12 protein-coding genes, 3 tRNA genes and 3 rRNA genes are annotated in these 17,214 nt (G+C 58.4%); 5 read left to right on the top strand and 13 right to left on the bottom strand.

What is annotated here, in order from left to right; all coding sequences use genetic code 11:
- Window position 1: 1 nt before the first annotated feature.
- The 5 genes from WDB91_RS05190 to WDB91_RS05170 all read right to left on the bottom strand — a co-directional run bounded on the left by WDB91_RS05190 (window position 2) and on the right by WDB91_RS05170 (window position 5,522).
- Complete coding sequence (locus WDB91_RS05190) at window positions 2-310, bottom strand: hypothetical protein (RefSeq protein WP_339114073.1); 309 nt, start codon at window positions 308-310, stop codon at window positions 2-4.
- Window positions 311-326: 16 nt separating this feature from the next.
- Window positions 327-1,166 (bottom strand): pantoate--beta-alanine ligase, encoded by an 840-nt coding sequence (panC, locus tag WDB91_RS05185; protein ID WP_339114072.1) that lies wholly within the window; start codon window positions 1,164-1,166, stop codon window positions 327-329.
- The gene (gene panB / locus WDB91_RS05180) at window positions 1,163-1,987 is read right to left on the bottom strand and encodes a 3-methyl-2-oxobutanoate hydroxymethyltransferase (protein ID WP_339114071.1); all 825 of its coding nucleotides are present in this window, start codon (window positions 1,985-1,987) and stop codon (window positions 1,163-1,165) included. Before panB ends, panC begins: the two co-directional genes overlap by 4 nt.
- Before the next feature lie 176 nt (window positions 1,988-2,163).
- Complete coding sequence (locus WDB91_RS05175) at window positions 2,164-3,039, bottom strand: L,D-transpeptidase (RefSeq protein ID WP_339114070.1); 876 nt, start codon at window positions 3,037-3,039, stop codon at window positions 2,164-2,166.
- A gap of 326 nt (window positions 3,040-3,365) precedes the next feature.
- Window positions 3,366-5,522, bottom strand: coding sequence for an esterase-like activity of phytase family protein (locus tag WDB91_RS05170; protein WP_339114069.1), 2,157 nt, complete (start codon window positions 5,520-5,522; stop codon window positions 3,366-3,368).
- A gap of 159 nt (window positions 5,523-5,681) precedes the next feature.
- Here WDB91_RS05170 and WDB91_RS05165 point away from each other — a divergent pair, with 159 nt between their 5' ends.
- A complete protein-coding gene (locus WDB91_RS05165; protein WP_339114068.1) occupies window positions 5,682-6,698 on the top strand; it encodes a Hint domain-containing protein in 1,017 nt (338 codons plus the stop codon).
- Between the two features lie 68 nt (window positions 6,699-6,766).
- On the opposite strand, the gene WDB91_RS05160 is transcribed toward WDB91_RS05165, so the two are convergent.
- Window positions 6,767-7,531 (bottom strand): cell cycle transcriptional regulator TrcR, encoded by a 765-nt coding sequence (locus WDB91_RS05160; protein ID WP_339114067.1) that lies wholly within the window; start codon window positions 7,529-7,531, stop codon window positions 6,767-6,769.
- A 132-nt stretch (window positions 7,532-7,663) separates the two neighbouring features.
- On the opposite strand from WDB91_RS05160, the gene WDB91_RS05155 reads away from it, so the two are divergent.
- Window positions 7,664-8,317 (top strand): ribonuclease T2, encoded by a 654-nt coding sequence (locus WDB91_RS05155; RefSeq protein ID WP_339114066.1) that lies wholly within the window; start codon window positions 7,664-7,666, stop codon window positions 8,315-8,317.
- An 84-nt stretch (window positions 8,318-8,401) separates the two neighbouring features.
- Here the strand turns inward: WDB91_RS05155 and rpsU are convergent, their stop codons facing one another.
- Window positions 8,402-8,608, bottom strand: a complete 207-nt coding sequence (gene rpsU, locus WDB91_RS05150) for a 30S ribosomal protein S21 (protein WP_083217574.1) — start codon at window positions 8,606-8,608, stop codon at window positions 8,402-8,404.
- A 111-nt stretch (window positions 8,609-8,719) separates the two neighbouring features.
- On the opposite strand from rpsU, the gene WDB91_RS05145 reads away from it, so the two are divergent.
- Genes WDB91_RS05145 through lpxK form a run of 3 tightly spaced genes read left to right on the top strand, consistent with a single transcriptional unit; the run spans window position 8,720 to window position 11,418 of the window.
- A complete protein-coding gene (locus tag WDB91_RS05145; RefSeq protein WP_339114065.1) occupies window positions 8,720-9,397 on the top strand; it encodes a COQ9 family protein in 678 nt (225 codons plus the stop codon).
- Window positions 9,394-10,380, top strand: a complete 987-nt coding sequence (locus tag WDB91_RS05140; protein ID WP_339114064.1) for an NAD(P)H-quinone oxidoreductase — start codon at window positions 9,394-9,396, stop codon at window positions 10,378-10,380. The genes WDB91_RS05145 and WDB91_RS05140 overlap by 4 nt, the downstream gene beginning before the upstream one ends.
- A 60-nt stretch (window positions 10,381-10,440) precedes the next feature.
- Complete coding sequence (gene lpxK, locus WDB91_RS05135) at window positions 10,441-11,418, top strand: tetraacyldisaccharide 4'-kinase (RefSeq protein ID WP_339113853.1); 978 nt, start codon at window positions 10,441-10,443, stop codon at window positions 11,416-11,418.
- 71 nt (window positions 11,419-11,489) lie between these two features.
- On the opposite strand, the gene WDB91_RS05130 is transcribed toward lpxK, so the two are convergent.
- From WDB91_RS05130 to WDB91_RS05105, 6 genes are all read right to left on the bottom strand, one after another.
- Window positions 11,490-11,566: transfer RNA gene (locus WDB91_RS05130), tRNA-Met, on the bottom strand.
- A gap of 58 nt (window positions 11,567-11,624) precedes the next feature.
- A 5S ribosomal RNA gene (rrf, locus tag WDB91_RS05125) occupies window positions 11,625-11,739 on the bottom strand.
- 78 nt (window positions 11,740-11,817) lie between these two features.
- Window positions 11,818-14,648, bottom strand: a 23S ribosomal RNA gene (locus tag WDB91_RS05120).
- Window positions 14,649-15,020: 372 nt separating this feature from the next.
- Window positions 15,021-15,096 (bottom strand) — tRNA-Ala (locus WDB91_RS05115).
- A 15-nt stretch (window positions 15,097-15,111) separates the two neighbouring features.
- Window positions 15,112-15,188 (bottom strand) — tRNA-Ile (locus WDB91_RS05110).
- Between the two features lie 143 nt (window positions 15,189-15,331).
- Window positions 15,332-16,799 (bottom strand): 16S ribosomal RNA (locus tag WDB91_RS05105).
- Together the 16S, 23S and 5S rRNA genes with 3 tRNA genes alongside form the textbook arrangement of a ribosomal RNA operon.
- Between the last annotated feature and the right edge of the window lie 415 nt (window positions 16,800-17,214).

Raw genomic sequence — 17,214 nt, 5'->3', positions numbered from 1 at the left:
CTCAGGACGCGCGCGAACCGCGCCACAGCTTGAGGGCCCGCAGGACCAGCCCCGACAGGAGCACGGGGATCAGCGCGACCACATAGGCACCCGCAAAGGTCTGCGCTGCGCTATGGTTGTTCTTGCACATATAGGTAGGGTCGGCCAGATGCAGCGGAAAGCCCGCGCCACACAGGGTCCCTGCCCCGTAGAAGACCGGCACCAGCGTAGCCAGCGGCACCAGCATCAAAAGCGTGGCAAAGGGACGTTTGGACAGCCAGCCGCCCATCGCGATGCACAGGATCAGGCCGAAAATCAGAAAGAAATTCATCAGGTCATTCCTCGGGTTACACGGCGATATTGTCGATCATGCGCACCTGACCAAGCGACAGAGCCACCAGCAGCCGCCCGTTCTCGGCAAATGCCTCAAGCGGCGCAAGGCTCTCGCCCGACCGGAAATCAAGATAATCTACCGCACCGAAACCTTTCGCGGCGAGTTCGGCGCGCGCTTCGGCGAGCGCGCTTTCCACGGCATGTCCCGCGCGTAGTTTGGCAGCAACCTCCTGCAATATCCGGTGCAACTCTGGGGCAAGCGCGCGTTCCTCGGCGCTCAGGCGGACATTGCGCGAGGACATCGCGAGCCCGTCCTCCTCGCGGATGGTCGGACAGCCCACAACGTTGATCGGCAGATTGAGATCGCGCACCATGCGTTTGACCACCTGCAATTGTTGCCAGTCCTTCTCGCCGAAGAAGGCAGACCCTGCCTGTGTCATTCCGAACAGCTTGGCCACCACCGTGGCCATTCCGTCGAAATGGCCCGGACGATGCTCGCCCTCCATCGGAGCGGTCACACCGCTGACAGAAACGGTCGTGGCAAACCCGTCCGGATAGACCTCGGTCACATCAGGCGCAAAGAGCACATCGACCCCTGCCGCCTCCAGAAGCGCCAGATCGCGCTCCTCATGGCGGGGATATTTTGCCAGATCGTCGGTATTGTTGAACTGCATCGGGTTCACGAAAATCGTCACGATCACACGGTCCGACTGCGCCCGTGCGGTTTTCACAAGGCTCAGATGGCCATCATGCAGCGCACCCATGGTAGGCACCACGCCAACCAGCATCCCCGAGCGCTTCCACGCGGCCACTTTCTCCTGTAATTCCGTGGAGTTACGGATGACCAGCGTCATTTCTTCACCTCATCGGCAAACATATGTTCGGGTGCGGGAAACTGGCGCGCGCGCACCTCTGCCGCATAGGCAGCCACGGCTTGGCCCGCATCATCGCCCAGTTGCGCATAGCGTTTGACGAATTTCGGCTTGAACGCGGTGAAGAGGCCCAGCATGTCATCCACCACCAGAACCTGCCCGTCGCAGTTCACGCTGGCACCGATCCCGATCGTCGGCACGGCGATTTCCCGGGTGATCCGCTCGGACAGCCCCTGCGGCACTTTTTCGAGCGTGACGGCAAAGGCCCCTGCCTCTGCAACGGCCTTCGCATCGGCCATCAGCCGCGTGCCGGCATCTCCGCGCCCCTGCACCTTGTAGCCACCAAACACATTCACCGATTGCGGCGTCAGCCCGATATGGGCCACCACCGGAACGCCGCGCGCCACGAGGAAGCCGATCGTTTCGGCCATATGCACGCCGCCTTCCAGTTTCACCGCCTGTGCGCCGGTCTCGGCAAGGATACGGGCCGCGTTGCGGAAGGCCTGCGCGGGGCTTTCCTCATAGGATCCGAAGGGCATATCGACCACGACACAGGCCGCATCGGACCCGCGCATCACGGCCTGCCCATGCAGGATCATCATCTCCATGGTCACGCCCAGAGTGCTCTCGAGCCCGTGCACCACCATGCCGAGGCTATCGCCAACCAGCACCAGATCGCAATGCGGATCCATGATACGGGCCATCGGCGTGGTATAGGCTGTCAGACAAACGATAGGGCTTTTGCCCTTCATTGCAGCGATATCGCTTGGCATCTTGCGCGAGATCTTTGCAGCGGCGCTCATGGGCGATCCTCCTTTGCCCTGCGCATCCTTTGGCGCAGGTGCCAGAGCAATAGCCCCCAAGTTGCGCAATTGCAAAGAAAAGAGGACAACTCTGCCCGCGCAAACCAAAGCGCGGCAGACCATCTGGCCTACCGCGCTTCGCCTTCCCCACCCAAGGGAAATTCCTATTTGGAGATTCAGTTGCCGGACAACGCCGCGTCGCGCTCGGCCTCGGTGGTGGTCGCAGGGTAGATCTGCGCGTCAGCTTCCTCGGCAGCCTCGGCAGCCGCAACAGGGTCCTCGCCTGCCGCCTGCGCCTTGGCGGCGGCTACTGCGCGGTCATGCGCCTCGGCATCCGAGATCGCGGGATCCTCGATCTTGCCCTCGTCCCATGCCTTGGCATCCGCCTCGATGGCGGCAGTGTTGGAGGACGATACCACATAGCCCGAATGCAGCTGTGTGACGGGGCCTTCATATTCGAGGCTCTCGGCGAGGGTGCGGACCTTCACCTTGGTGCCGATCTCGGTCTCGTCGAACATGTCCATGATGTCCTGATTGAAGAACCGGATACAGCCCGCGGAGGTCGCCTTACCGATGGAGGATGGGTCCATCGTTCCATGCAGGCGGTAATAGGTATCGCGGCCATTCTTGTAGAGATAGAGCGCGCGCGCACCGAGCGGGTTTTCCAGACCACCCTTCAGACCACCGGCCAGCGGACCGTAAAGATCGGGATCGGTACGGATCATGTTATTTGTGGGCGTCCAGCTGGGATAGACTTCCTTACGGCGAATCGTTGCGGTCCCGGAGAAGCCCTTGCCGGCCTTGCCGACGGCCACACCCATGCGCATCGCGCGGCCGGGTTCCTTGATGTGATAGGCAAAGCGCGCATAGGGGTCGATCACAATGGTGCCGACGGGTTCGGGACCGTTGTAATCCACCCATTGGCGCCGATTGCGATCGTTGAGATATTTGGCGGAAATCGCAGGTACGGTAATGTCGGGTTCCAGCTCGTCCTTGCGGGCGCGGTAGACGGCGGGCACAGAGGCCGTCGATACGGTAGGCGTCGGGGACATGCCATCATGTGGTTGTGCCGCACAACCGGCCAAAGCAATCAAACCCGCAGCCGCGATTACCGGCAAACGAAAACGAACAAGTGTAGTCGACACGACAGCAAATCCTTTCGGAACTTCTCTATATACCCTCACTTTACCGGGCAGATCGGCAAGCGTCGGGCAGACTGAAACCAGTTTTCAAAGCTCCAGTAAGCTGACAAGGCGCGAAACCTCAAGTCGGTTCCCTGTTCCACGAGAAAAAATAAGCCAGATTGCGAATAAACGACAACAGCACCGGAAATCCGGTGCTGTTGGGGTCACGAAATAGAGAGAACGGTTTTTTATGTTCAGCCCTGCGGGTCGATCTGCCCCAGAGGCAGGAACAGGGTCTCGCCAGAGCTATCATCGACACCGTCATTATCGGTCACGATATAGGTCAGCCCCTGCGCATCCATGGCCATCCCTTCCACCTTATCAACGACAAAGCCACCCGTAGACCGCAGATCGGGGATCAGATCACGGACCTCTTCCTTGGTCACGACCGGCAGCTCCCCGCCCAAGGGTGCGGGCTGCAGCTGGTCCAGCGCAACGCGGGTGATTTTCTTGATTCTGGCGTCTTGCGCGATCTGGTTATCACGCTCGATGAAATAGGCGTAATCTCCATGCACGGTGATTTCCGAAAGGCCGACCCAGCCCTTGCCCTTGGGGTCGAGCGGGTAATGCACCGCGCCCCACTCCTCGGTCTCGGTGTTATAGGCCACCAGTTTCACCAGCCCCGCAGGGTCATCGCCCCATTCACGCTGGGTCGCCATCCAGAGCGTATCACCGACTTTCGCCACGCCTTCAAAGCCGTAGCGGGTCGCCTGCGTGGCCAGTTCCGGCGGCAGACCGATCTGTTCCTCGATCTCGCCCTTGGCATCCACATGTAGCAAACCATGCGGGACCATCTTGGCCGCGTTACCCTCGGAGGCGAGCCAGAAGCCGCCCGCCCCATCCAGCGTGATCCCTTCGAGATCGGTGAGCTGCGCCGGCGCCCCGTTAAGGTTGATATCGATTGCGCCAGTGATCTGCGCGGGCTGCTGGCGGACATCGATGGTAAAGATCCGCGGCGCGGCCCCGTAGAAGCTGTCAGCCACGGCAAAGAGCTGCCCCTGCCCGCCTGCGGCCAGCCCCGAAAGCGCACCCCAGCCGATCAGCGGGTCGGTGCCTGCGGAGGTGATCATCGGATAGGCGGCGGGCTTGTCACTGCGCTCGTAGATCATCACATGGGCGGGGGCGTTACCATCCTCGCGCGCATCGGTCTCGTTGGCCGAGACCAGCAGATTGCGCTGCGGGATCGAGACATAGCCCTCCGGCCCGATCCCCGAGGGCAGCATCTGCAACAGCTCGGGCGCTGCGGGATCGGTCACGTCATAGACCCCCACAACCGAGCCCCGCTCGGACCCGATGAACAGAAGCGGCGTGCCGCCATAAATGTTGAATTCGACCGATTCAGGCTCGACGCCCTTCTTGCCCGCGCGTTTATCGGGGAAATGGCCGATGGCGGCGACAGCGCGCTCGAAGCTGTTGCCGCTGTCATAGACGATGGTGCCGTCTTTCCTGAAAATTGTGAAGCCGCGCGAGCCACCCTTCCAGTCGCCCTCGTTGGCGGTCGCGAAATGATCGTCGTCGATCCATTTCACGGCATCGGGCTCCCGTGGGATATCGCTCAGCGTGCCGGTAAACTCCAGTTTTCCGTCTTTCTTGGTATCGACGCCATCGAGTGAGACCTTGCCCGCCGAGAAATGGCTGGCCACCTTGCCATCCGCGCCGATCACGACGAGATGGTTGTTTTCCTGTAGCGTGACCACGATCTCGCCCGCTCTGTTCACATCGACGAATTCCGGTTCGGGATCGGTGCCGCCCACCTCCGCCAGACCGGTCAGGTCGATCTTCTGCAGGCCGTCGCAGGCCAGAGTGCCATCCCGCACGGGGATCTTCACCACGAAACCGGCGGGCATCTGCGGCAGATCGCCATCGCCCAATTCCTCGTCGCGTTCGTTCTCGATCGCCACGGTGACAAAGCTGCCATCCTTGGCCACCGCCACCGAATCCGGCTGGCCGCCCAGATCGCAGGTCGCAAGCTGCGTGCCTTGCGCCATGTCGATCACATGCATCTTGCCCGAGGGTTTGGTGTAGCTTTCGGAGGTGTTCACGCCCACAAACGCCGTCTGGCCGACGACTGCGACCGAGGTGGGTTCGCCCTCCATCGCGATCGTGCCTTTGGGCGCGGGATTGGCAGGGTCGGTAATATCGATCAGCCCGATCACGCCTAGCGGGCTGTCGGTATAGACGAGCGTATTGCCATCGGCACTCGCCGCGATGATCTCGGCAGAGGTCTCCTCATCGGTATTGTCGGCATTCGACATGACCGGAAAGGCGGCAATACGGTTGAAGGTCATCTCGGCCAGAGCAGGCAGAGCGGTGGTCAGTGCCAGAACAGCACCCAGCGATAGTCGCAGCATGGAAATCTCCCCAGATATTTCCCCCTGCTTTCCAACGGAAAGGTAACGCCCGCGCGACCCGAGCGTGACGTTTCCGTGAAGCCATCCGCTCAGCCGGAATAAACCTTACCTAAAACAATCTGGCAGATACTGGGCGACAATCCGCAAACCGAGCATGCCATGGCCATTTTCGACCTCAACTTTTTTGACCTCAGTTATGCGTCCACCACTGCGGCGACCTTTGCGGATAATGGCGGCTATCAGTTCAATCTGGGCGTTGACACGATTACCCTCTCTCCGTCATCGACCAGTTCGCTTGTGCAAGTCGATGATGTCGACAACACGACCTTCGACGATGATAACACCACTCAGACTCTCGCCAATGACTACACTCTGAACGGCATATTCTACGCCGCTGGCACCGAGATCGAATCCGAATATGAAGTGACGGTGCAGGACAGTTTCGGCAATAACTATGTGCTGCAATTTGTCTCGCTCAACAATGATGCGTGGAACATCCAGGGCTTCATCATTCAGGGGACGCCGCCCCCCTATGGCGAGGCGCTGACGGTTGTCGGGCGACAGGACATGACCTATGGCAGCTATGCCTACTCCACCTCCACGCCCTCCTGTTTCGGGCCCAAAACACGCATCCTGATGGCCGATGGGCGCGAACGACCGGCCGAGGCGCTCAGATCCGGCGACAGGCTGCGGCTGGCCGATGGATCGGTGGCGCCGGTGATCATGGTCCTGCGCGCGCGCGTTCCGCTGGAAGCGGGCGGTAACAAGCGCCCGATCCGCATTCAGGCAAACGCGCTCGGAGAGGGGCTCCCCCGACAGGCGCTGATCCTTTCGGCCCAGCACCGTATCTATCTCACCGACGCCGATGCGCTCGCTCCGGCGGTCGCGTTTCTGCCGCGCCCCAGGGTCGGCCGGATCGCCCCGCTGTCAGAGCCCTATGTCCATATCGTGCTGCGGTGCCATTCCCTGATCGTCGCGAATGGCCTGCCCTGCGAGAGCTTCTGGCCCGGCCCGGTCGCGCTCTCGCTTTTGCCGGGGTTGGTTGCGCGGCGCATCAAGCGGATCATGGGGCAGGCCCCCACGCCGGCGAAGCCTTTGCTGCGGATGCGCAATGCGCAAGGGATGGTCCTGCAGGCGCTGGCGCGGGAACTCTCGATCACGCTGCCCCGTCTCTAGGAGGCCATATAAAAAAAACCGCCACAGAAGATGTGGCGGTTTTCATATCCCGAAGAGGCAGCGCGGAATTAACGGCGCTCGTCCTCATCCTCATCATCATCCTCGCCATGCGGCAGGTTGAAGAAGCTGTCGGCGTCCGAATAATCGGCGGGCGATTTATCGTCTTCGGTCTCGTCCGATTTCGACAGCGAGAAGTTCTCGAGGCCCGCGATCGACGAGGGCAGACGCGGCTCGTCCGACATCTCGAGCGATTGCTCGGTCGACACCAGCTTGCGGCGCTCGTCATCGGTCATGACGCCCATCGCAGCGGCCTTCTTCGCGGCCTTCTGCACTTCCATATCCAGCTCGGTCTGGCGGCAGAGCCCCAGCGCCACCGGATCGATGGCGGTCATGTTCTGGATGTTCCAGTGCGTGCGCTCGCGGATCGAGGCAATCGTCGGCTTGGTGGTTCCCACGAGGCGCGCGATCTGGGCATCCGCCAGCTCGGGGTGGAATTTCACCAGCCACAGGATCGCGTTCGGACGGTCCTGACGCTTGGATAGCGGCGTGTAGCGCGGGCCACGGCGCTTGTCCTCGCCAACGGCCGCCTTGTTGAATTTCAGCTTCAGCTTGTAGAGCGCGTCTTTCTCGCCCTTCTCGATCTCGCTGGCATCCAGCTGGCCATGCGCCACCGGGTCCTGACCCTTCACGCCTACCGCCACATCACCATCGGCGATGCCCTGGATCTCCAGCTCGTGCATACCGGTGAAGTCACCGATCTGCTTGAAGCTCAGCGTGGTATTGTCCACGAGCCACACGGCGGTCGCTCTTGCCATCAGGGGCTTGTTGGTCATCTCAGCCATCCTTTACAAATCTCTCCCGTGCCGAGAAATCGGCTGCGGGCGGGGATTCCCTGCGCCGCGATCCATTTCTGGTGGGGAATTGGAGCCGTATATACTCAAATCCACAGCTCGGGAAAAGAGAAAATGACGAAACTTCGCGCATTCCTGATGATCATGGCCCTGTCGGGGCTGGCTCTGCCCGCACGGGCCGAGGGCGAGAAGGCGGGGCAATTCGATTATTATGTGCTCGCGCTCAGCTGGTCCCCTACATGGTGTGCGCTGACCGGCGATGCCCGCAACTCGCCCCAATGCGACACGGCCCGCAACGGAGCGCATGATTTCGTCCTGCACGGGCTCTGGCCGCAAAACGAACAGGGCTGGCCCAGCTATTGCACCACACCCGCCCGCGATCCGTCCAAGCGCCAGACAGCCGCGATGGCCGATATCATGGGCACAACAGGGGCCGCATGGTATCAGTGGAAAAAGCACGGGCGCTGTTCGGGGCTCGGGGCGCAGGCCTATCTGGATCTGGCACGCCGCGCCTATGACGGCGTGGAAATCCCCGATGTGTTCGAAAAGCTTACCAAGGATGTCACCCTGCCCGCCCATGTGGTGGAGGAGGCCTTCCTCGAAGCCAATCCCGCGCTCACCGCGAATGGCGTGACGGTGACCTGTCAGGCAAACCGCATTCAGGAGGTCCGCATCTGTCTGGATAAGGATCTCTCGCCGCGCAGCTGCGGTGCCGATGTAATCCGCGATTGCACCCTGACGGATGCGCAGATGGACGGGATCCGCTGAGCCCGAGACACCAAAAAACCCCCAAGGAAACCGAGGGGGTTCAAGGTGCGGGCAAACCCGCCAGCTTTCTCAACACGTCGAAACTCAGAGAGCCCCTTCACGCTGTGCTTTTTTACGCGCCAGTTTACGGGCACGGCGAACGGCTTCCGCCTTCTCGCGCGCTTTCTTCACGGACGGCTTCTCGAAATGTTGCCGAAGCTTCATTTCACGGAAAACGCCTTCACGTTGAAGTTTCTTCTTCAGGGCACGAAGCGCCTGATCGACGTTGTTATCGCGAACGCTGACCTGCATGGTGTCACCACCTTCCTAAGTTAGAGTTGCATCGGTTTGCAGGAGCGCTTCATATAGCTATAAACCTTCCATTTGTCTACCACCTGAAAGGGGGCCCGAAAGGGAAAGGCCATGAAAAACGATCATCTCGACGTCGATCGCGCCAAGGCAGAGCTGCTGGAGGCCATCCTGCCGCATGTTCCCTTCGATGGTTGGGCCAAACCCGCCTTCGATATGGCGGTAAGTGATTCGGGTATGGATGCGGGTGTGGCGAAGCTGATCTGCCCGCGCGGCGCGATGGATCTGGCGGTGGAATATCATCGCCAAGGCGATCGCGCGATGGTGAAGGCGCTGCAAGAGGCCGACCTTGGCGAGATGAAATTCCGCGAGAAGGTTGCTTTTGCGCTGCGTGCAAGGCTGGAGGCAGTTGACCCCGAACTGGTGCGCCGCGGGGCGGCGCTTTTTGCACTGCCGCAAAATGCCGCCACCGGCACCAAACTCGTCTGGAATACCTGCGATCTGATCTGGACCGCCCTTGGCGACAGCTCCACGGATTATAACTGGTACACCAAGCGCATGACCCTGACCGGCGTCTACTCGGCCTCCGTGCTGTTCTGGATGGGCGATGAAAGCGAAGACCATGCCGAGACATGGGCCTTCATCGACCACCGCATTGGCGATGTCATGCAATTCGAGAAAGTGAAGGGCAGCGTCATGAAACTCCCCTTCCTCAAGACGATGCTGTCGGGCATCCGCGCGCCCAAGGGTTGCGACGACCTGCCCGGCCGCACGGAAAGGACAAACGAATGAGCCTCCCGCATGAAATGCAGGTGATGGAGATCACCCAATCCGGCGCTCCCGAGGTGCTGAAACCCGCCCATCGCGCGGTGCCCGTTCCGGGCTATGGCGAGATCCTGATCGAGGTGGCCTATGCGGGCGTCAACCGTCCCGATGCGCTGCAACGGGCCGGTCTCTACGACCCGCCGCCCGGTGCCTCCGACCTGCCCGGCCTCGAGGTCTCGGGCCGCGTGGCGGCCTGCGGACCGGGGGTCAGCGACTGGACGGTAGGAGATACGGTCTGCGCACTCGTGCCGGGTGGTGGCTATGCCGAATATGTCACCTGCCCTGCCGCCCATGCGCTGCCGGTGCCTGCGGGTCTGGACCTCCAGCTCGCGGCCTGCCTGCCCGAGACCTGTTTCACGGTCTGGTCCAATGTGGTGATGCGCGGCGGACTAAAGGGCGGCGAGCGGTTTCTGGTGCATGGCGGCTCGTCCGGTATCGGCACGACCGCGATCCAGATCGCGCGCGCCCTCGGCGCGACCGTTTATGCCACGGCAGGTTCGGAGGCCAAATGCGAGGCCTGCGCGGCATTGGGCGCCAAGGCCATCAACTACCGCGAAGAGGATTTCGTGAAGGTTCTGGCGGCGGATGGCGGTGCCGATCTGATCCTCGATATGGTGGGGGGCGACTATATCAAGCGCGATCTGAAGGCGCTTGCGATGGATGGCCGTCTGGTTTTCATCGCCTTCCTGCAAGGCCCCAAAGCCGAGATCAACTTCGCGCAGGTGATGACCCGCCGCCTGACGATCACCGGCTCAACCCTGCGCCCGCAGACAGACGCGCAAAAGGCCGCCATTGCTGCGGAGCTGCGCGAGAAGGTCTGGCCGATGGTCGAGACCGGCAAGCTGAAGGTGCTGTTGGATTCGACCTTCGAGCTGACAGAGGCGGCCAAGGCACATGCGCATATGGAAAGCTCGACCCATATCGGCAAGATTGTCCTGCGGGTAAAGTAACATGGCGCCAATTCTTTACGTCCCGCACTGCACAGCGTGCAACAGCTTGCGATCATTCTGATGCGTGCTCCGTTATTCTGGGAGTCCAAGCGCTCCCTATTGTCACTTGCTTTGTCCCCGCTTGGTTTGGTTACGGCCTATGCGACTTCTCGTCGCGTTTGTCGTGAGGGGTTGCGTTTGAATATTCCGGTTATCTGCGTTGGTAACATCAATGCGGGCGGGACGGGGAAGACGCCGACGGTTATGGCGGTTGTGCAGCTCCTTCAGGCGCTCGGTCACGCACCGCATATTGTTTCTCGCGGGCATGGTGGGCGGTTGATTGGTCCTGTGCGGGTTGATGCGCGTGTGCATGATGCCTCGGCTGTCGGGGATGAGCCCCTTTTGTTGTCGTCCTTCGCGCCTGTCTGGGTGTCGAAGGACCGTGCGGCGGGCGGTGTTGCGGCCTGTGCTGCGGGGGCGGATGTGATTGTGCTTGATGACGGTCACCAGAACCCTGCGCTTGTGAAGGATCTGAGCATTGTGGTTGTGGATGCGGGTCGAGGTTTTGGGAACGGGCTTTGCCTTCCAGCGGGTCCGTTGCGGGAGCCTGTATCTGCGGGTCTTTCGCGGGCTGATCTTGTTGTTTCGATCGGGGAGGCTGCGGCGCAAGAGCGTTTTGCGTCGCGCTGGGGCGCTTATCTTCCCTGCCCTCATTTTACTGGCCACCTGGCCCCGTTGCCGACGGGTATGGACTGGCGTGGATTGCGGTGTTTGGCGTTTGCGGGGATTGGTTATCCAGAGAAGTTTTTCGATACGCTACGAGGCTTGGGTGCGTCGGTTGTTCGGACGGAGTCACTTGGTGACCACCAGCCTTTCACGGCTGCGCTGTTGTCGCGTCTTTTGCATGATGCGCAGGCGGATGGTTTACAGCTTGTGACGACGGAGAAGGACGCTGCGCGTTTGCCTTCATCCTTGCGTGGTGAGGTGCTGACATTGCCTGTGCGTCTGGAGATTTTGCAGGCGGAGGCTCTTGATGCCCGTCTTCATTCGCTCTTCTGAGCGGATTTTCCGGTCTATTTTTGCTGTGTCAAGAATGCGCGAAGCCGCCTCTGATGAGACGGCTTTTTATTTGGTTGCGGGAGTAGGATTTGAACCTACGACCTTCAGGTTATGAGCCTGACGAGCTACCGGGCTGCTCCATCCCGCGTAAGGATGTGTCTGATTGGGGGGGTATCGTTATAGAGATGATTGACGCTCTTTATTAGGTTTGGCGGTGACCTACTCTCCCACGTCTTGAGACGCAGTACCATTGGCGTGTTGGCCCTTAACGGCCGGGTTCGGAATGGGACCGGGTGTATAGCCAGCGCTATGACCACCAAACCGAATAAAGAGCGTCCAAGTCAAGTTGTGTTCGTATGCATGATTTTGATCTGTAGGAGTGTCTGTCTACTACTGGATCAAATCAAGCCAATCGGGCAATTAGTACTGGTCAACTGAATGCATTACTGCACTTACATCTCCAGCCTATCGACGTGGTGGTCTTCCACGGCCCTCAAGGGATACCTAGTTTTGAAGGGGGCTTCCCGCTTAGATGCTTTCAGCGGTTATCCTGTCCGGACATAGCTACCCAGCACTACCGTTGGCACGATAACTGGTCCACCAGTGGTCCGTTCACCCCGGTCCTCTCGTACTAGGGGCAACTCTTCTCAAGTATCCTACACCCACGGCAGATAGGGACCGAACTGTCTCACGACGTTCTAAACCCAGCTCACGTACCTCTTTAAACGGCGAACAGCCGTACCCTTGGGACCTGCTCCAGCCCCAGGATGAGATGAGCCGACATCGAGGTGCCAAACGGTGCCGTCGATATGGACTCTTGGGCACCATCAGCCTGTTATCCCCAGAGTACCTTTTATCCGTTGAGCGATGGCCCTCCCACTTGGGACCACCGGATCACTATGGCCGACTTTCGTCTCTGCTCGACTTGTCAGTCTCGCAGTCAGGCAGGCTTTTGCCATTGCACTCAACGACCGATTTCCGACCGGTCTGAGCCCACCTTCGCGCGCCTCCGTTACTCTTTGGGAGGCGACCGCCCCAGTCAAACTACCCGCCACACAGGGTCCCGGATCCGGATAACGGACCGCGGTTAGACATCAAGAGTGCGAAGGGTGGTATCTCAAGGATGCCTCCACCGGAACTAGCGTTCCGGCTTCAAAGGCTACCACCTATCCTGCACATCACAATCCTGATGCCAGTGTGAAGCTGTAGTAAAGGTTCATGGGGTCTTTCCGTCTAACCGCGGGTAGTGTGCATCTTGACACACAGTTCAATTTCGCTGAGTCCACGTTTGAGACAGCGGGGAGATCGTTACGCCATTCGTGCAGGTCGGAACTTACCCGACAAGGAATTTCGCTACCTTAGGACCGTTATAGTTACGGCCGCCGTTTACCGGGGCTTCAATTCAGAGCTTGCACCCCTCCTTTTAACCTTCCGGCACCGGGCAGGCGTCAGACTGTATACGTCGCCTTACGGCTTCGCACAGCCCTGTGTTTTAAGTAAACAGTCGCCACCCCCTAGTTTGTGCCCCCCACCTATAGTTGCCTACAGATGGGGCCTCCTTCTCGCGAACTTACGGAGGCATTTTGCCGAGTTCCTTAAACGTGGTTCTCTCAAGCGCCTTGGTATTCTCTACCAGTCCACCTGTGTCGGTTTCGGGTACGGTCTTATAGAGAGGCTATTTCCAGGGACCTGTAGGCTGCCCGACCAATCCGATAAGGTCGAACAACGGTTCAGATCCGTCACCATCTCACGGCCCAGGAATATTAACCTGGTTCCCATCGACTACGCCTTTCGGCCTCGCCTTAGGGGCCGGCTTACCCTGCTCAGATTAGCTTTAAGCAGGAACCCTTGGACTTTCGGCGACAGGGTCTCTCACCCTGTTTGTCGCTACTCATGTCAACATTCTCACTTCTGATCACTCCACCGGATGCCTTACAGCCCGGCTTCACAGTCAGAACATTGCCTCCAATACTCCCGAAGGAGATAAGGAGGCAGCGTTCTATATCACAGAACGCTCCGCTACCACGCACTTCACAGTGCATCCAAAGCTTCGGCTCGTGGCTTGAGCCCCGTTACATCTTCGCCGCAGGACCTCTTAACTAGACCAGTGAGCTGTTACGCTATCTTTAAAGGATGGCTGCTTCTAAGCCAACCTCCTGGTTGTTTTGGAAGTCCCACATGCTTTCCCACTTAGCCACGAATTGGGGGCCTTAGCTGTTGGTCAGGGTTGTTTCCCTCTCCACGACGGACGTTAGCACCCGCCGTGTGTCTGCCGATCAGTTCTTCCCGGTATTCGGAGTTTGCTTAGACTCAGTAAGGCTGTGGGCCCCCATCATCCATGCAGTGCTCTACCCCCGGGAGAATACAATCGACGCGCTACCTAAATAGCTTTCGCGGAGAACCAGCTATCTCCGAGTTTGATTGGCCTTTCACCCCTAGCCACACGTCATCCGGACCCTTTTCAACGGGTGTCGGTTCGGACCTCCAGTTGGTGTTACCCAACCTTCATCCTGCACATGGCTAGATCACTCGGTTTCGGGTCTGATCCCACGAACTCGACGCCCTGTTAAGACTCGCTTTCGCTGCGCCTACACCTATCGGCTTAAGCTTGCTCGTAAGACCAAGTCGTTGACCCATTATACAAAAGGTACGCCGTCAGAGCTCGAGGCTCCTCCGACTGCTTGTAGGCGTCCGGTTTCAGAAACTGTTTCACTCCCCTCGTCGGGGTGCTTTTCACCTTTCCCTCACGGTACTGGTTCGCTATCGGTCAGTAAGGAGTACTTAGCCTTCGAAGGTGGTCCTCCGATCTTCAGACAGGATTTCACGTGTCCCGCCCTACTTAATTCGTCCCGTTGAGCTTCGTATACGGGGCTATCACCCATATTGCTGGACATTCCAGACCATTCTACTCACTCTCAAGGCTCGGCTGATCCGCGTTCGCTCGCCACTACTAGCGGAGTATCATATTGATTTCCTTTCCTCCGGGTACTTAGATGTTTCAGTTCCCCGGGTTCGCTCTTAAAACCCTATGTATTCAGGTAATAAGTCCCTGGTTATGCAAGTTGTAAGCTACCGAAGTAATTACAACGAACATTCAGGTGGGTTTCCCCATTCGGAGATCCATGGATCAAAGCTTATTCTCAGCTCCCCATGGCTTATCGCAGAGTATCACGTCCTTCATCGCCTCTTACTGCCAAGGCATCCACCAAACGCCCTTCTCGCGCTTGATTTGATCCAGAAGAAGATAGACTTCTTCCTGTATCAAAAGCATGCATACTATATCCCGCTGACGATCCCGAAAGATCATCAACATTGGTTAGTGTACTTGACTTGAACAACATCGTTGCTTGCAGATCAAACTGCTGTCACCCGTACTTGGGCGACCCACGATGCTGATGTTTAATTTCATCTCTATATACGATATCAAACCGTCCAATCGGACGAGCAAACCGTTCAAGCTGAACGTCTTGCTGATCTGATTGGATCCAGGCCATTTTCTGGTTTCTTGCGTCGGAAGTTATGGTGGAGCCATCCGTCCAATCGTCTTGACGATTGGCGAAGCATAACTCTTAGGCTTCATCATAACAAAGCGTAGCGAGTTATGGTGGAGCCTAGGAGGATCGAACTCCTGACCTCCTGAATGCAAATCAGGCGCTCTCCCAGCTGAGCTAAGGCCCCATAAACTGTGGAAAGTGGTGGGTCGAGGAGGACTTGAACCTCCGACCTCACGCTTATCAGGCGTGCGCTCTAACCACCTGAGCTACCGACCCATTCCTGGACCGAAGCCCTTGGCATTTTTCCGACTACTGAAGAGATATGAGGACGGCCTGGCCGTATTTTGCGAGGCTCTGACTGAGCCTCATGCTAAGTGTTTCACGAGCAAGGCAAGCCAAGCTACTAGAAACATCCTTAGAAAGGAGGTGATCCAGCCGCAGGTTCCCCTACGGCTACCTTGTTACGACTTCACCCCAGTCGCTGAGCCTACCGTGGTCCGCTGCCTCCATTGCTGGTTGGCGCACGGCCGTCGGGTAGACCCAACTCCCATGGTGTGACGGGCGGTGTGTACAAGGCCCGGGAACGTATTCACCGCGTCATGCTGTTACGCGATTACTAGCGATTCCGACTTCATGGGGTCGAGTTGCAGACCCCAATCCGAACTGAGACGACTTTTTGGGATTAGCCCATTGTCATCGCCATTGTAGCACGTGTGTAGCCCAACCCGTAAGGGCCATGAGGACTTGACGTCATCCACACCTTCCTCCGACTTATCATCGGCAGTTTCCCTAGAGTGCCCAGCCGAACTGATGGCAACTAAGGACGTGGGTTGCGCTCGTTGCCGGACTTAACCGAACATCTCACGACACGAGCTGACGACAGCCATGCAGCACCTGTCACTGATCCAGCCGAACTGAAGGAAAGTGTCTCCACTAACCGCGATCAGGATGTCAAGGGTTGGTAAGGTTCTGCGCGTTGCTTCGAATTAAACCACATGCTCCACCGCTTGTGCGGGCCCCCGTCAATTCCTTTGAGTTTTAATCTTGCGACCGTACTCCCCAGGCGGAATGCTTAATCCGTTAGGTGTGTCACCGACAAGCATGCTTGCCGACGACTGGCATTCATCGTTTACGGTGTGGACTACCAGGGTATCTAATCCTGTTTGCTCCCCACACTTTCGCACCTCAGCGTCAGTATCGAGCCAGTAAGCCGCCTTCGCCACTGGTGTTCCTCCGAATATCTACGAATTTCACCTCTACACTCGGAATTCCACTTACCTCTCTCGAACTCAAGACTACCAGTATCAGAGGCCGTTCCGGGGTTGAGCCCCGGGATTTCACCCCTGACTTAATAGTCCGCCTACGTGCGCTTTACGCCCAGTAATTCCGAACAACGCTAGCCCCCTCCGTATTACCGCGGCTGCTGGCACGGAGTTAGCCGGGGCTTCTTCTGTCGCTACCGTCATTATCTTCACGACTGAAAGAGCTTTACAACCCTAAGGCCTTCATCGCTCACGCGGCATGGCTAGATCAGGCTTGCGCCCATTGTCTAAGATTCCCCACTGCTGCCTCCCGTAGGAGTCTGGGCCGTGTCTCAGTCCCAGTGTTGCTGATCATCCTCTCAAACCAGCTATAGATCGTAGACTTGGTAGGCCATTACCCCACCAACTATCTAATCTAACGCGGGCCGATCCTTTGCCGATAAATCTTTCCCCCGAAGGGCGTATACGGTATTAAACCCAGTTTCCCGGGACTATTCCGTAGCAAAGGGTACGTTCCCACGCGTTACTAACCCGTCCGCCGCTAGATCCGAAGATCTCGCTCGACTTGCATGTGTTAGGCCTGCCGCCAGCGTTCGTTCTGAGCCAGGATCAAACTCTCAAGTTGAAAGCGATTTGCATCGCTAACCTTGACGTATGAACCACTGCACATCGTCTATCCATAAAGAATAAACGCTTCTGCTTATCGTTCCACTTGCGTGATACCGACAAACAGTGAAGCTGACACTCACATCATCGAGCCGAAACCCTAGTGAGCCGATATACAGACGTTCATTTAGTCGATCATAGACCAAACCGCCCGCATATCTCTTCAGTAAAACCATCAATGTCAAAGAGCCGAAGACAAAAATCAACAGCAGCACCCAATCCCTCAGGTGCGAACCGCAAACCTCATCTTCCGAATGTCTATCGCTTTAACCACCCCAAACCGTCTCTCTCGATCCCGTCTGCCGCGGCCTCCGCGCCCCGCTGCGTCGTCTGCCGCTGCGGTGAAGCGGTATTTACGGACAACACCCAAACAC

Source organism: Thioclava sp. GXIMD2076, assembly GCF_037949795.1.
Lineage (GTDB): Bacteria > Pseudomonadota > Alphaproteobacteria > Rhodobacterales > Rhodobacteraceae > Thioclava > Thioclava kandeliae.
This window is presented reverse-complemented; position numbering and strand designations above follow the sequence as displayed.

Excerpts from the sequence above, each read along its gene's own strand:
- WDB91_RS05170 (WP_339114069.1), bottom strand. The coding sequence starts at position 5,522 with ATGCTGCGACTATCGCTGGGTGCTGTTCTGGCACTGACCACCGCTCTG.
- WDB91_RS05160 (WP_339114067.1), bottom strand. The coding sequence starts at position 7,531 with ATGACCAACAAGCCCCTGATGGCAAGAGCGACCGCCGTGTGGCTCGTG.
- WDB91_RS05155 (WP_339114066.1), top strand. The coding sequence starts at position 7,664 with ATGACGAAACTTCGCGCATTCCTGATGATCATGGCCCTGTCGGGGCTG.
- lpxK (WP_339113853.1), top strand. The coding sequence starts at position 10,441 with ATGCGTGCTCCGTTATTCTGGGAGTCCAAGCGCTCCCTATTGTCACTT.
- WDB91_RS05145 (WP_339114065.1), top strand. The coding sequence starts at position 8,720 with ATGAAAAACGATCATCTCGACGTCGATCGCGCCAAGGCAGAGCTGCTG.
- panC (WP_339114072.1), bottom strand. The coding sequence starts at position 1,166 with ATGACGCTGGTCATCCGTAACTCCACGGAATTACAGGAGAAAGTGGCC.
- WDB91_RS05175 (WP_339114070.1), bottom strand. The coding sequence starts at position 3,039 with ATGTCCCCGACGCCTACCGTATCGACGGCCTCTGTGCCCGCCGTCTAC.
- WDB91_RS05165 (WP_339114068.1), top strand. The coding sequence starts at position 5,682 with ATGGCCATTTTCGACCTCAACTTTTTTGACCTCAGTTATGCGTCCACC.
- WDB91_RS05140 (WP_339114064.1), top strand. The coding sequence starts at position 9,394 with ATGAGCCTCCCGCATGAAATGCAGGTGATGGAGATCACCCAATCCGGC.
- panB (WP_339114071.1), bottom strand. The coding sequence starts at position 1,987 with ATGAGCGCCGCTGCAAAGATCTCGCGCAAGATGCCAAGCGATATCGCT.
- rpsU (WP_083217574.1), bottom strand. The coding sequence starts at position 8,608 with ATGCAGGTCAGCGTTCGCGATAACAACGTCGATCAGGCGCTTCGTGCC.
- WDB91_RS05190 (WP_339114073.1), bottom strand. The coding sequence starts at position 310 with ATGAATTTCTTTCTGATTTTCGGCCTGATCCTGTGCATCGCGATGGGC.